This is a genomic window from Serinicoccus kebangsaanensis (assembly GCF_008919445.1).
In the GTDB taxonomy this organism is placed as follows: domain Bacteria; phylum Actinomycetota; class Actinomycetes; order Actinomycetales; family Dermatophilaceae; genus Ornithinicoccus; species Ornithinicoccus kebangsaanensis.
Window position 1 is genome coordinate 45,517 of record NZ_VSLG01000002.1, and the last position, 13,592, is coordinate 59,108.

The 13,592-nt window shown below is 73.2% G+C and carries 16 protein-coding genes; 10 read left to right on the top strand and 6 right to left on the bottom strand.

Features of this window, described 5'->3' with window-relative positions; translation table 11 throughout:
• Positions 1–65: 65 nt before the first annotated feature.
• Entirely contained in the window at positions 66–938 is an 873-nt protein-coding gene (locus FXF60_RS02385; protein ID WP_151523669.1) for a LysR family transcriptional regulator, read from the top strand.
• Between the two features lie 9 nt (positions 939–947).
• Here FXF60_RS02385 and FXF60_RS02390 read toward each other — a convergent pair whose 3' ends face one another.
• On the bottom strand, positions 948–1,850 hold the full coding sequence (locus FXF60_RS02390) for a LysR family transcriptional regulator (protein ID WP_151523670.1): 903 nt from the start codon (positions 1,848–1,850) through the stop codon (positions 948–950).
• Positions 1,851–1,923: 73 nt separating this feature from the next.
• Here FXF60_RS02390 and FXF60_RS02395 point away from each other — a divergent pair, with 73 nt between their 5' ends.
• From FXF60_RS02395 to FXF60_RS02410, 4 genes are read left to right on the top strand one after another with little or no spacing between them, the layout of a single operon-like run.
• Positions 1,924–3,954: an NADH:flavin oxidoreductase gene (locus FXF60_RS02395; RefSeq protein WP_238335663.1), complete on the top strand. Its 2,031-nt coding sequence runs from the start codon at positions 1,924–1,926 to the stop codon at positions 3,952–3,954.
• A gap of 24 nt (positions 3,955–3,978) precedes the next feature.
• Complete coding sequence (locus FXF60_RS02400) at positions 3,979–5,247, top strand: aromatic ring-hydroxylating oxygenase subunit alpha (RefSeq protein WP_151523672.1); 1,269 nt, start codon at positions 3,979–3,981, stop codon at positions 5,245–5,247.
• Positions 5,244–6,320 carry an FAD-binding oxidoreductase gene (locus FXF60_RS02405; protein WP_151523673.1) on the top strand — a complete coding sequence of 359 codons (1,077 nt, stop codon included), beginning with the start codon at positions 5,244–5,246 and terminating at the stop codon, positions 6,318–6,320. The genes FXF60_RS02400 and FXF60_RS02405 overlap by 4 nt, the downstream gene beginning before the upstream one ends.
• A 44-nt stretch (positions 6,321–6,364) precedes the next feature.
• Positions 6,365–6,847 carry an MOSC domain-containing protein gene (locus FXF60_RS02410; RefSeq protein WP_151523674.1) on the top strand — a complete coding sequence of 161 codons (483 nt, stop codon included), beginning with the start codon at positions 6,365–6,367 and terminating at the stop codon, positions 6,845–6,847.
• A 60-nt stretch (positions 6,848–6,907) separates the two neighbouring features.
• Here the strand turns inward: FXF60_RS02410 and FXF60_RS02415 are convergent, their stop codons facing one another.
• Complete coding sequence (locus tag FXF60_RS02415; RefSeq protein WP_151523675.1) at positions 6,908–7,306, bottom strand: VOC family protein; 399 nt, start codon at positions 7,304–7,306, stop codon at positions 6,908–6,910.
• A 145-nt stretch (positions 7,307–7,451) separates the two neighbouring features.
• Here FXF60_RS02415 and FXF60_RS02420 point away from each other — a divergent pair, with 145 nt between their 5' ends.
• On the top strand, positions 7,452–7,943 hold the full coding sequence (locus tag FXF60_RS02420; protein WP_151523676.1) for a glutathione peroxidase: 492 nt from the start codon (positions 7,452–7,454) through the stop codon (positions 7,941–7,943).
• 72 nt (positions 7,944–8,015) lie between these two features.
• Positions 8,016–8,315 (top strand): antitoxin, encoded by a 300-nt coding sequence (locus tag FXF60_RS02425; protein WP_151523677.1) that lies wholly within the window; start codon positions 8,016–8,018, stop codon positions 8,313–8,315.
• A 97-nt stretch (positions 8,316–8,412) separates the two neighbouring features.
• Here FXF60_RS02425 and FXF60_RS02430 read toward each other — a convergent pair whose 3' ends face one another.
• Entirely contained in the window at positions 8,413–9,405 is a 993-nt protein-coding gene (locus FXF60_RS02430; RefSeq protein WP_151523678.1) for a GTP pyrophosphokinase, read from the bottom strand.
• Positions 9,406–9,454: 49 nt separating this feature from the next.
• Here FXF60_RS02430 and FXF60_RS02435 point away from each other — a divergent pair, with 49 nt between their 5' ends.
• The 3 genes from FXF60_RS02435 to FXF60_RS02445 all read left to right on the top strand — a co-directional run bounded on the left by FXF60_RS02435 (position 9,455) and on the right by FXF60_RS02445 (position 11,762).
• Positions 9,455–10,015, top strand: a complete 561-nt coding sequence (locus tag FXF60_RS02435; RefSeq protein ID WP_151523679.1) for a dihydrofolate reductase family protein — start codon at positions 9,455–9,457, stop codon at positions 10,013–10,015.
• 174 nt (positions 10,016–10,189) lie between these two features.
• A complete protein-coding gene (locus tag FXF60_RS02440; RefSeq protein WP_151523680.1) occupies positions 10,190–10,609 on the top strand; it encodes a YciI family protein in 420 nt (139 codons plus the stop codon).
• A gap of 10 nt (positions 10,610–10,619) precedes the next feature.
• Positions 10,620–11,762 (top strand): RNA polymerase sigma factor, encoded by a 1,143-nt coding sequence (locus tag FXF60_RS02445; protein WP_151523681.1) that lies wholly within the window; start codon positions 10,620–10,622, stop codon positions 11,760–11,762.
• Here FXF60_RS02445 and FXF60_RS02450 read toward each other — a convergent pair.
• Genes FXF60_RS02450 through FXF60_RS02460 form a run of 3 tightly spaced genes read right to left on the bottom strand, consistent with a single transcriptional unit; the run spans position 11,740 to position 13,494 of the window.
• Positions 11,740–12,189, bottom strand: a complete 450-nt coding sequence (locus tag FXF60_RS02450) for a hypothetical protein (protein WP_151523682.1) — start codon at positions 12,187–12,189, stop codon at positions 11,740–11,742. The two genes, FXF60_RS02445 and FXF60_RS02450, sit on opposite strands and share 23 nt — an antisense overlap.
• Before the next feature lie 45 nt (positions 12,190–12,234).
• Complete coding sequence (locus tag FXF60_RS02455) at positions 12,235–12,999, bottom strand: alpha/beta hydrolase family protein (protein WP_202879529.1); 765 nt, start codon at positions 12,997–12,999, stop codon at positions 12,235–12,237.
• Between the two features lie 36 nt (positions 13,000–13,035).
• Complete coding sequence (locus FXF60_RS02460) at positions 13,036–13,494, bottom strand: GNAT family N-acetyltransferase (protein ID WP_151523684.1); 459 nt, start codon at positions 13,492–13,494, stop codon at positions 13,036–13,038.
• Positions 13,495–13,592: the final 98 nt, after the last annotated feature.

The window sequence follows — 13,592 nt, forward strand, 5'->3', positions numbered from 1 at the left end:
TCCAGTGTTGGCGGTGCCGGGGCATACGAGAAATGCACAACTCTTGATCGACATACACTTCACGTATGTCCGACGCCGACCCCTCGCTGCGCGACCTACGTTCCTTCGTCGCCGTCGTCGACCAGGGGACGTTCACCGACGCCGCGATCTCGCTGCGGACCACCCAGGCGAGCGTCTCCCGCCACGTCGGGTCGCTCGAGGCCGCGCTGGGGGTGCGGCTGCTGCAGCGGGGCGGGCGGGTGGTGACCCTGACCGTCGCCGGGCGTCGCGTGCTCGGCCACGCGCGCCGGGTGCTGGACGAGGCCACCGCCGTCGTCCGGGCCGCCCAGGACGAGGGGCGGGAGGTCAGGGTCGGGTATGCCTGGGCCGCCCTCGGCGCGCACACGGCCACCGTGCAGCGGGCGTGGTCGCGGCGCCGCCCAGGCTCGGAGCTGACCTTCGTCAACAGCACCACCCGCTTCGCCGGGCTGACCGAGGGGATCGCGGAGGTGGCCGTCGTCCGGCGCGACCCGGGCGTCTCGCAGATCGCGAGCGCGCTGCTGGGGCACGAGGACCGGGTGGCGGCGCTGCCGGCCGGGCACGAGCTGGCCCGGCGTCGCAGCCTGCGGATGGCCGACTACGCGGGGCAGGTCGTCGCGCGCGACGTCGCCACCGGCACCACCACGCCCGACCTGTGGACGCCGCAGCAGGCGCCCCGGGCCTACCGCGAGGTGCGGGGCACCGACGAGTGGCTCACCACCATCGCGGCCGGCCGGGCGATCGGCCTGACGTCGCAGGCCACGGCCGCGCAGTACTCCCGGCAGGGCGTCGTCTTCCGCCGGGTGCGCGACGCCCCGACCGTGGCCGTCCACCTCATCTGGTGGCGCCAGGACGCACCGGTCTGGCTCGACGACCTCTGCGCCATCATCCGGGAGGCGTACCAGGCCGGCTCGCGGTGAGCCGACCGGTCAGCGGCGGCTCTGGGCGACCGCCTCGAGCGCCGTGAGCGCCGCCGCGATGGCCGGCTGCTCCCTGCTGCCACGGCGGATGCCGGTCCGCAGGTGCCGGGCCGGGGCCGGGTCACCGTGCAGCGGCACCCGCACGACCGGGTATGCCGTGGGGATCTGCGCGAGGCGCGGGACCAGCGCGATGCCGAGACCGGCGCCGACGAGGGCGGCACCGGTGTCCCACTCCGAGGCGAAGTGGGCCACGGAGGGCGTGAAGCCGGCCTCGGTGCACGCGGTCTGCAGCAGCTGGTGGTAAGGCCGTCCAGGCCGATCCATGATCCAGCGCTCCTCCGCGAGGTCGCGCAGCGCGACCGACGTCCTCGCCGCGAGCGGGTGACCCTCGCGCACCAGGAGATCGATCGGGTCGTCCACCAGGTGGCGCTGCTCGAAACGTGCATCGGTGCTGGCGGGGAGGGTGGCGACGGCCACGACGACCGCGATGTCGGCCCGGTCGGTGAGCAGCAGCTCGAAGCACTCCTCGGGGTCGGCCTCGATGATCTGCACCTCGCTGCCCAGCTCGGCCCGGACGCGTGCCGCGACCCCCGGCAGCAGTGCCGACGCGGCCGTGGAGAAGCCCGCGAGCCGCAGCACCCCGCCCCCGGTCTGCGCCACCCGCGCGACCTCGGCGCGGATCTGCTCCCACCGGTCCACCAGGTCGTCGGTCCGGGCCAGCAGCACCTGCGCGGCGGGGCTGAGCCGCACCCCGCGCCCGTCGTGCACGAGCAGCTCGACCCCGAGCTCCCGGCCGAGGGCGCGCAGCTGCTGCGAGACCGCGGAGGGGGTGTAGCTGAGCGCCTCGGCGGCGGCCGTGACGGTGCCGCGCTGCGCCACCATCCGCAGCACCTGGAGGCGCCGGTCGATCATGCAGCCAGTGTGCACGACACCGTGCAGATTTCGGCGCTGGTGCGGCGCCGTCAGGCACCCGCAGACTCACGGTGTGCGCACCCTCGACCCCCTCCTGGACCCCTACCGGATCAAGGGCCTCCAGCTGCGCAACCGGGTCGTCAGCACCAGCCACGAGCCGGCCTACGCCGAGGGGGGACTCCCGCGCGAGCGCTACCTGGCCTACCACCGGGAGAAGGCGCGCGGCGGCGTCGGCCTCACCATGATCGGTGGCTCGGCGGTCGTCGCGCGCGACAGCCCCCCGGCCTTCGGCAACCTGGAGCTGCACCGCGACGAGATCGTGCCGTGGATGCGCCGGCTCGCGGACGCCGTGCACGCGGAGGGGGCCGCGGTGATGTGCCAGGTGACCCACCTGGGTCGGCGGACCAGCAACTACACCGCCGACTGGCTCCCGACGATCTATCCCTCCCCGTTGCGCGAGCCCGCGCACCGTGCCTTTCCCAAGGTCGCCGAGGCGTGGGACCTCGACCGGGTCGTCGACGACTACGTCAGCGCCGCCCAGCGCTGCGTCGAGGCGGGCCTGGACGGGATCGAGCTGCAGAGCTACGGCCACCTGCTCGACGCCTTTCTCTCCCCCGCGACCAACCACCGCGACGACGAGTGGGGCGGATCCTTGGAGCACCGCATGGCCTTCCCGCGCCGGGTCATCCGGGCGGTCCGGGAGGCGATCGGTCCGGAGCCGGTCCTCGCGATCCGCATGTCGATGGACGAGGACCGACCCGACGGGTTGCAGCGTGAGGAGGCGCTGACCGCGCTGCGCGCCTTCACCGAGGACGGCATCGACCTGCTCAGCGTGATCAAGGGCACCATCGAGAGCGACGCGACCCTGGCCAGGGTCATCCCCTCGATGGGCACCCCCTCCGCACCCTTCCTCGACTTCGCCGGGGAGATCCGCCGCGAGATCGACATCCCGGTCATGCACGCCTCGCGGATCTCCGACGCGGCCACCGCGCGGCACGCGATCAGGGACGGGTTGCTGGACCTGGTGGGGATGACCCGCCCGCAGATGGCCGACCCCTACCTCGTCGCCAAGATCGCCGCCGGCGAGGAGGACCGGGTGCGGCCCTGCGTGGGCGCCAACTACTGCCTGGACGCGATCTACGAGTCCGGCGACGCCAAGTGCCTGCACAACCCGGCGACCGGACGTGAGCTCACCCTCGGCCACGTGGTCCCGCCGGCCACGGTGCGGCGCAAGGTCGTCGTGGTCGGCGCCGGCCCGGCCGGCCTGGAGGCCGGCAGGGTGCTGGGCGAGCGCGGCCACGACGTCGTCATCCTGGAGGCCGACGACCTGCCCGGCGGCCAGGTCAGGCTGGCCTCGCGGCCCTCCCGCCGCCGCGACCTCATCGGCGTGGTCGACTGGCGGGTCAGCGAGCTCAAGCACACGGGGGTCGACCTGCGCCTCGGCGTCTTCGCCGAGGCGGACACGGTGCTCGCCGAGGAGCCGGACGTCGTGATCGTCGCGACCGGGGGTATGCCGAACCACGGCTTCCTCGCCGAGGGCGGGTCGCTGGTGCGCGACACCTGGGACGTCATGTCCGGCGACGTGCGGGCCGGGGGCAACGTGCTCGTCTACGACGACAACGGTGCCGAGCCCGGGGTGGACGCCGCCGAGCTGCTGGCCACCCGCGGTGCACGGGTGGAGTTCGTCACCCCGGAGCGGACGCTGGCGCCGCTCGTCGGAGGGATGAACTCACCCGCCTACCTCCGGGCGTTCGACGAGCACTCCGTGGCGGTCACCCTGGCCACCCGGCTGGTCGGTGTCACCCGCCATCCCGGAGGCGGTGTGGTCGCGCGGCTGCGGCACGACTACTCCGGGGCCGAGTCCGAGCGGCAGGTCGACCAGGTCGTGATCGAGCACGGCACCCTGCCCAACGACGACCTCTACCACGAGCTCGTGCCGCTGTCGGCCAACCACGGCGCGGTCGACCACCAGGCGCTGCTGGACGTCCGGCCGCAGCCGGTCGGCGGCGAGGGCTTCCAGCTCTTCCGGATCGGTGACGCGGTCGCCAGCCGCAACATCCACGCCGCCACCTACGACGCCCTGCGCCTCTGCCTGCCCATCTGACCGGCATACCCGAAGGAGGACCCGATGACCACCCTCACCGCCGCCACCGAGGCGACCGACCTCGCCGGCCTCGTCGCCCGCAGGACGCCGGGCTTCAGCCTGGACGCGCCGTTCTACACCAGCCAGGAGGTCTTCGACGCCGACCTCGCGGCGGTGTGGGCGCGCAGCTGGGTCTTCGTCGCGACCGAGGCCGAGATCCGTGAGCCCGGCGACTTCGTCACCATCGACATCGGGCCCCACTCCGTCATCGTCGTCCGCGACGACGACGAGCAGGTCAGCGCACTGCGCAACGTCTGCCGGCACCGCGGCTCGCGGGTGCTGACCGAGCGCTCCGGCTCGGTGGGCAACATCGTCTGCGGCTACCACCGGTGGACCTACGCGACCGACGGCACCCTGCTGCACGCCGGCGACCAGGCACCCACCTTCGACCGCTCCTGCTTCGGGCTGCGACGGGTGCACGTGCGCACCGTGTCCGGGCTGATCTTCGTCAGCCTCGCCGACGACCCGCCGGCCGATGTGGACGAGATGGCCGCCACCGTCGCGCCCTACCTCGACCCGCACCAACCGCTGCGGACCAAGGTGGCCGCCCAGCACGACCTGGTGGAGCACGCCAACTGGAAGCTGGTGATGGAGAACAACCGGGAGTGCTACCACTGCGAGGGCGGTCACCCCGAGCTGACCTGCACCTTCTTCCCGACCTACGGCTACGACCGGGACCAGATCCCCGCCCGGCTGATGCCGGCCCACGAGCGCTACCTGGCGGCCGAGGCAGACCTGGAGGCCGCCTGCCTGCAGCGCGGCATGGCCTTCGCCGAGGTCGAGGCCCTGGACGAGGACCGGGTCACGGCCTACCGGGTCCAGCGCGAGGCCCTCGACGGTGCCGGCGAGTCCTACACCCTCGACGGGGCGGTGGCCTGCCGCCGGCTGCTCGGCGACTTCGACACCGCCCGGCTCGGCCGGGCCTCGGTGCACACCCAGCCGAACGCGTGGTTCCACTTCCTCTCCGACCACATCGTGACCTTCGCCGTGCTGCCCCTCGCCCCGGACCGGACCCTGGTGCGCACCACCTGGCTCGTGCACGAGGACGCGGTCGAGGGTGAGGACTACGACCTGACCAGCCTCACCCAGGTGTGGGACCACACCAACGAGGAGGACGGCGAGTTCTGCGCCCGGGCGCAGCAGGGCGTCGGCGACCCCGGCTACCTGCCGGGCCCCTACTCCGCGAGCGAGCGTCAGGTCGAGTCCTTCGTGGCGTGGTACGTCGCGCGGCTGCGCGAGGAGCTCGCCCGATGACGCACGTCCTGGCGGAGCCGAGCACCGGCACCCACCGTGAGCAGGTCGACGAGGCCCTGGTCTGCGTCGCCGTCGAGCAGGTCACCCATGACGTGCGCAGCCTCACGCTCGCGGTGCCCGGCGGGGCGGCGCTGTGGTTCCGGCCCGGTCAGTACGTCACGGTCACCGTCGAGGTCGACGGGGAGCAGCTCAGCCGCTGCTACACCATCGCCTCCTCCCCGCTGCAGACCGGGAGCATCACCCTCACCGTGAAGCGGCAGGGGCCGGTGTCCGGCTGGCTGCACGACCGGCTCGGCATCGGGGGACGGGTGCGGGTGAGCGGGCCGATGGGGGTCTTCAGCACGCACGAGCACCCGGCCCCCGCCTACCTGCTCCTCTCCGCCGGGAGCGGGATCACGCCGGTCATGTCGATGCTGCGGACGCTCGCCGGGGCGGACGTGCCCACGGACGTCGTCTTCGTCCACAGCGCGAGGACCCCGGCCGACATCATCTTCCGGCACGAGCTGGAGGAGCTGGAGGCGGCGCTGCCCTGGCTGCGGGTCGCGGTGGTCTGCGAGGGGGACGGCGACGACGAGGTATGGCGTGGGGCCAGGGGCAGGCTCACGCGCGAGCTGCTCGGGGCGCTGGTGCCGGACGCGGCCGCGCGGGAGGTGTTCACCTGCGGCCCCGCGCCGTACATGGACAGCGTGCGCGGGCTGCTGAGCGAGCTGGGGTGCGATCCCGCGCGGTGTCACGAGGAGTCCTTCGTGCTCGACACCGGGGGGGCCGTGGTGACCGGACCACCCGGTGACCTCCCCCGCGGTCCGGTTCGGACGCATACCGTGACGCTGACCCGCAGCGGTCGGCAGGTGACCTGCGCGGCCGGTCAGACCATCCTCGCCGCCGCCGCGGAGGCGGGGCTGAGCCTGCCGTCGTCCTGCGCGGAGGGGGTGTGCGGCACCTGCAAGAGCCAGCTGCTCACCGGCCGGGTCGACATGCGGCACGGCGGCGGCATCCGGCCTCGCGAGATCGCCGCCGACAAGGTGCTGCTGTGCTGCTCCACGCCGGAGGAGGACTGCGTCATCGAGGCGTGAGACCTGGTGGCAGGACCGTCGGTTCCCTCACGCATGATGGGCGTATGCCGCAGCCGCAGGACCCGGTGCGGGTCGTGGAGATCGGGATCGCGCCCGGCAGCCGCCTGCCCGTGCGGACCCTCGATCAGGTCGACGCCGAGGCCGGGGTGGGCCTGGTCGGCGACCGCTACCACGGCAGCCGGCACCGGCACGTGACGATCCAGTCCCGCAGCGACCTCGACGACGCCGCCGCCGACCTGGGCCGGCCGGTCCCCGCCACCGGCACCCGACGGAACGTCACGGTCTCCCACGGTTCGGTGCCGACCCGGCCTGGCACCCTGCTGCGGATCGGGGAGGTCGAGCTGCAGGTCGTCCGGCTCGCAGCGCCCTGCCGGCTGCTCGACGACTGGCTCGGCCCGGGGGCGATGCGGGCCCTGCACGGGCGGGGCGGAGCAGTGTGCCGGCTGCTCGGCTCCGGGACGATCCGGGTGGGCCACGAGCTGCAGGTCGGCGACGTCGCCCCGGCTCCGTCCGGTCCCCGGACCTAGGCCGACAGCTCCTGCAGCCGCGGCCGCAGCTCGTCGGCGCAGCCCGCTGTTGCCGCGCGGTCACGCGACGCAGAACTCGTTGCCCTCGGGGTCCAGCATGACGACGTGACCGAGGACGGTGCGGCCCTGGTCGTCGGCGTACTCCTCCTCGCGCACCGTGCTCGCCCCGAGGCCCAGCAGCTGCTCGACCTTCGTCCGGATGAGCTCGGCCCGGGCCGGCCAGTCCCACGGCGGCTCGCCCGCGACCCGGATGTCCAGGTGGAGCCGGTTCTTGGCTGTCTTGGCCTCCGGCACCCGAAGCCAGCCGATCGCCGGCGCGAGACCCTCCGGGTCCACGATCGAGGCGGCGTCCGGGTCCTCGAACCCCGGCTCCCGGACGTATCCCAGCGCAGCGGCCCAAAAGGTCGCCTGGCGCTGGGGGTCCTGCGCGTCGCAGCCGAGGGTCCAGTGCGTGGCCATGGACCCAGCGTAGAAGCGTTCGCGGACGCCTCGGGTCCGCGACCCATGGGCCAGCGGCGTAGAGTCCGCGCAGGACCTCGACCTGGAAGGACATCGTGCCCGTGACCGACATCAGCGCCGCCACAGACCGTTCCGAGGTGCCGCTGTGAGCACCCTGCACGACTTCGAGGCCGAGACGCTCACCGGTGGACGACAGGACCTGGGCGACTACGCAGGCCGGGCGGTGCTGGTGGTCAACACGGCCAGCCAGTGCGGCTTCACGCCGCAGCTGGCCGGGTTGGAGGAGCTGCACGCCGAGCTCGCCGACGCCGGACTGGTCGTCCTCGGTTTCCCGTGCAACCAGTTCGGCAACCAGGAGCCCGGCGACGCGGAGCAGATCGGCGACTTCTGCCAGCGCAACTACGGCGTGAGCTTCCCGATGTTCGCCAAGGTCGACGTCAACGGGTCGGGTGCGCACCCGCCCTTCGCGTGGCTCAAATCGCAGAAGAAGGGGTTGCTCGGGGGCCGGATCAAGTGGAACTTCACCAAGTTCCTCATCGGTCCCGACGGGCAGGTGGTGGCGCGGTATGCCCCGACCACCGAGCCGTCCGCCATCCGGGAGGACATCGAGCAGGTGCTGGCCGGGCGCACCACCTGAGCGCACGCGCGGGGAAACAACCTTCGGTGGCGGTACGTTGAGCGCAGCGAAGACTCCGACGAGAGGACCCTCATGCCGTCCCGCAAGTTCGCCGCCCTCGGTGCCGCCGTGGACGCGGCCCGCCGGTTCGCCCGCAAGGACCCGGAGAAGACCCAGTCCTACCTCGACAAGGCTGCCGACTTCGCCGACCGGCAGACCAAGGGGAAGTACTCCAGCCAGATCCGCTCGGCCAGCGACAAGGCCAGCCAGGCCGCGCTCGGGCACGACGGCACCCAGGGCGGCTCGGCCTCGGGCGACCGCGTCCAGGACGAGGTGGACCCCGGCACCCAGGGCCGCACACCGCCTCCGCCCCCGCCGCCGCCCGGCTCCTGAGCGCAGCCGCCGCGCGTCTCGTACGCAGCAGTTGTTCTTCGGTCGTGATGCATCACGGCATACGAACAAGAACTGCGTACGAGTGGAGGGCGTCTGCTCAGCCCAGCCGCGCCAACCGCGCCGTCAGCAGGTCCTGGCGGTGCGCGTTGCCGTGCAGCCGGACATACCGCTCCCCGAAGACCATGAGCAGGGAGTCGTCCAGCCGCCGGACCGCACCCGGCGGGTAGCGGTAGGCCATGCGTGCCTCGATGGCCTCGACGTCCACCTCCCGCAGCACCTCGCGCAGTTCGGACAACGAGGTGATGCCCAGCTCGAGGAGCAGACCGCTGATCCAGGCGTAGTGGTCGGTCCTGGACCACCCCGCGTCGGCGAACTGGCCGGCCAGGAAGGCCGCGAGGTCGGTCGGGCTGATCCGCGGATCGTCGTCGACGGCGTCGGCCGGGGAGGTCAGCTCCTCCCGGTGCCGGTCCCGGATCGCGGAGAACTGCTGGTCGGCCAGCTCGAGCAGGCCCGCGGCCAGGGTGAACCGGCGGTCGAAGTCGTGCGCGTGCTCCTCAGGGACGGACCCCTTGTAGCGGATGTCGTGCTCGAACTCCGCCCACGCGTGCTGCAGCACGGTGCGGATCTGGACCGACGCGGGACGCTCGGGCGGGATCCCGGCCTCCGCGGCCCGCTCCTCGTCCAGCGCCACCAGCAGGTGCCGGCTGGAGTAGCCGAACCGTCCCTCTTCGGCGGTCTCCCGGCCCATGTCGCGGTCGTCGCGCACGTCCAGCTGGGCGGCCAGCAGCTGGGCCACCGCGTCGACATCGGCCAGCACGTAGGTCACCACCCGCACACCGATCTGGTCGGTGATGTCGGTCAGCGGCTCGGGGTGGGCCAGCCGCCCGCCGTCGGTGCGCCGGGCCGCCTTGCCCGCGAAGGACTCCACGCTCTTGGTGCGTCCGGTGACCGCGAGATAGTTGATGCCGGCGTCATCGAGGAGCTGGGTGACCAGGGCGACGTAGGCGTCGGTGGCGGCGCGCAGCGCGTCGTGCCCCGCGGCATACCTCGTCACCGCCCTGCGGATCCGGGTCGACTGCGTGCTGGCCATGAGCACAGCCTGCCTCACGTCCCCGCCCCTCGGTGCCACGATGGGGTCCATGGGACGCCTCGTGTATGCCGGGATCGGGTCGCTGGACGGTTACGTCGCCGACGAGCAGGGCGGCTTCGACTGGAGCGCACCGGACGCGGAGGTCCACGCCTATCTCAACGAGCGCGACCGCCGGGTCACCGCCGAGCTCTACGGCCGCCGCCTCTACGAGGTGATGAAGGTCTGGGAGACCTACGGCACCGGGCCGGACGCGTCCCCGGAGGAGCAGCAGTACGGCGAGCAGTGGCGCGGCCGGCCCAAGGTGGTCTACTCGCGCACGCTGACCGGGGTGGACACCGCGCACACCCGGCTGGAGCGCGAGGTGGACCCGGCACAGCTGCGGGCCTACGTCGACGCGGCGGAGGGTGAGGTGTCCATCGGCGGCCCGGAGCTGGCCGCGCACGCGCTGCGGGCCGGGATCGTCGACGCGGTCGAGTACTACGCCAGCCCGGTGGTCCTGGGCTCCGGCACACCATGGCTGCCCGCCGGGCTGCGGCTCGACCTGCGCCTGGTGGAGCTGCACCGCTTCGGCAACGGCGTCGTGCACCTGGCCTACGAGCTCCGAGGGTGACGCCGCCGACTCCTCGCCGACGCCGTCAGAGCGCCGGAGCGAGGTCGGTCTGCGTCAAGTCGTCGCCCGTGAAGAGCAGCGGCGGGGCGGGGTCAGATGTCGAGAACGGCTGGAGGGCTCCGTCCCCGGGGTGATGGCGACCACAATGGTCGGCACGGACACCAGGAGGACATCATGGCGAAGTACCTGTTGCTCAAGCACTACCGGCGCAGCTCCGGCCCCACCGCGCTCCCCGGGACCGACGTCCCCATGGACCAGTGGACCGAGCAGGAGGTCGCCGACCACATCCGCTTCATGGACGACTTCGCGGACGGCCTGCGCGAGCGCGGCGAGTTCGTCGACGGGCAGGCCCTCTCCCCCGAGGGCACCTTCGTCCGCTACGGCGGCGAGGGCAGGCCCCCGGTCACCGACGGGCCGTTCGCGGAGACCAAGGACCTCATCGCCGGCTGGATGATCATCGACGTCGACAGCCAGGAGCGTGCCTACGAGGCGGCGGCCGAGCTGTCCGCGGCCCCCGGCAGGGGCGGTGAGCCCATCCACGAGTGGCTGGAGGTGCGGCCGTTCCTGACCCGGGAGCCCTCGGCGGACGCCTGAGGCGCCAGACGTGGAGGACCTGCTGCGGCAGCTCGCCCCCCGGGTGCTGGGCGTCCTCGTCCGGCGCGGAGCAGACTTCGCGTCGGCCGAGGACGCCGTCCAGGAGGCGTTGATAGAGGCGGTCGCCCGCTGGCCGGAGGGTATGCCGTCGGACCCGCAGGCGTGGCTGGTCACCGTCGCCTGGCGCAGGTGGCTGGACCACGTGCGCTCGGAGTCGGCGCGTCACCGGCGCGAGCAGGCCGACCTGGACGAACCGCCGCCCGGGCCGACCGAGAGCCGGGACGACACGCTCCACCTGCTCTTCCTGTGCTGCCACCCGGCCCTGACCCCGTCCTCGGCGGTGGCGCTGACGCTGCGCGCCGTCGGCGGGCTCACCACCCGTCAGATCGCCGAGGCATACCTGGTGCCGGAGACCACGATGGGGCAACGGATCAGCCGGGCCAAGCGCACCGTGGCCGACGAGGGTCTGGGCGGGACGGGCGACCTCGGGCGGGTGCTGCGGGTGCTCTACCTGATCTTCAACGAGGGCTACCAGGGGGAGGTCGACCTCGCGGCCGAGGCGATCCGGCTGGCCCGTGAGCTGGCCGACCGGGCCGACGACCCGGAGGCCGCCGGGTTGCTGGCTCTCATGCTGCTGCACCACGCGCGTCGGCCGTCCCGGTTCGGCACCGACGGCTCTCTGGTGACGCTCGCCGAGCAGGACCGCACCCGGTGGGACACAGGCGCGATCGCCGAGGGGATCGACATCCTGCACCGGGCGCTCGCCGCCGACCGGCTCGGGGAGTTCCAGGCGCAGGCCGCGATCGCCGCGCTGCACGCGGACGCCCAGAGCGCCGACGAGACCGACTGGCCGCAGATCGTCGGCTGGTACGACGAGCTGCTGGCCCTCACCGACAGCCCGGTCGTGGCCCTCAACCGCGCGGTGGCGGTGGGCGAGGCCGATGGTGCGCAGGCAGGGCTGCGGGCGCTCGCGGAGGTGCCCGACGGCATACCTCGCCGGCACGCGGCGCACGCCTTCCTGCGGGAGCGGGCGGGAGAGCCCGACCGCGCCGCGGAGCTGTATGCCGAGGCCGCGGCCCGCGCGAGCAGCACCGCCGAGCGCGACCACCTGACCCGGCAGGCGGCCCGGCTCAGGTCTGGGCAGCCCCGGTGACCCGCTCGTCGAGACCGGCGAGGCCCTGGCGGATCATCCGGCCGTAGCCGTCGTCCGGCAGCACGTCGACCACCGCCAGGCCGGCGGCGAGCTGATCGCGGGCGTCGGCCACCCGCCCCTGGCGCAGGTAGCCGTCCCCCAGGTTGAGGTGCAGGCTCGGCGCCAGCCCGAGTGCGGAGCCGATCCCGACCGGGGCCAGGGCGTCGTCACCGACGTGCGGCAGCTCGGCCAGCGCGCGTTCGTCCCAGGCGACCTCGTCGTCCAGCTCCTCCTCGAGGTCCGCGAGGTAGTGCGCCATCACGCACCGCTGCGCGTGGTCGTGCTCGTCGGTCTGCTCCCAGAGCGCGAGCAGGTCCGCCCGGCCCTGCGGGGGATCCCCGCCCAGAGCCAGGCCGATGGCGGTCGTGACGGACTCCCAGGTGACCATGTCGGAAGGCTAGTGTCCGGGGCCGACACCCTCGAGCGCCTCCGCTCAGCCCGCGAGGTAGGGGTCGACCCAGGCGGAGATGATCCTGGCCGCCCGCCGGGCCTGGTCGCGCTCGGTGAGCAGATGGTCGGCGCCCTCCAGGGACACGAAGCTGCGGGGGTGCCGCGCGGCCCGGAAGATCTCGCTGGCGTTGGCGATGCCCACGGTGTTGTCGGTCGGCGAGTGCATGACCAGCAGCGCCCGCCTCAGCGTGCGGATCTGGTCGTGCAGGTCCACCGCGCGCACGTCCTCGATGAAGTGGCGCCGCAGGGTCAGCGCCTTGCCGCCGACGAGGAAGGGCGCCTCCCCTTCACCCATGATCCGCTCCACCAGGGCGTCGTAGTTGTGCTCGACGTGGCTGGGCTCGTAGGGGGCACCGACACTGGCCACCGCACGCACCGAGGGGACCTCGTGCGCCGCCGCGATGACCGCGGCGCCGCCGAAGGAGTGGCCCACGAGCAGCCGGACGTCGCGGCCGGCCTCGCTCAGATGGCGCACGGCCTGGGCGGTGTCGGCGACCTTGTGCGAGAAGGAGCCGTCGCCCCAGTCGCCCTCGGAGTCACCCAGACCCAGGTTGTCGAAGCGCAGCATCCCGATGCCTTCGCGGGCCAGCTGCTTGCAGATCCGGCTGGCGGCGGGACTGTCCTTGCCGAGGGTGAACCCGTGCGAGAAGACACCCCAGCCGCGGACCTGGCCCTCGGGGTGGTCGACGAGGCCGGCCAGCCGGGGCCCGCTCGTGCTGGAGAACCACACCCGCTCGGCCACGCCCACATCCTGGCAGAGCCCGAGCTCCCGTGCGGGGCTCGCTCAGCGGCCGTAGCGGTCCGGGTGCTCCCAGGGCCAGTCGGTCCGCAGCCACGCGGCCACGGCGTCGGCGAGGACGCCGTCCAGCTGGGCCCGGTCGGCGCGCACCCACGACTGGACGCTCACGTCATACCCCGGACGCTCCGGCGGGTAGAGGTAGACGCAACCGATGACGTCGCCGCCGTCCGGGTCGAGCACGGTGAAGGTGAATCCTGTGCCCGCCGTGAAGTCGGCCGCGTGCCGCGTCAGGTCGCTCAGGTTCTCCTCCAGCGACATCCCGGCGAGCGGTGGCCAGCTGCCGTCCGGGTAGCCGGGGGTCGCCCGGATGTGCTCCACGCTGGAGGTCCACGCCGCGTGGTCTGACACGTTGTGCTGCGGCCCCAGCGGCTCGAGCCGGAAGTCGTCGGTGACGAGCGAGGTCGGGGCGTCGAAGCCCGCGGGGACGAGGGGGGCGGAGGGCATCTGCCGAGGGTATGCCGGTGGCTCGCCGCCCGCACCCGGGTTGTCGGACGGCGGGGCGCCCGGGGTCGGGTAGCGTCTGCCCAGCCAGTGGACGACCG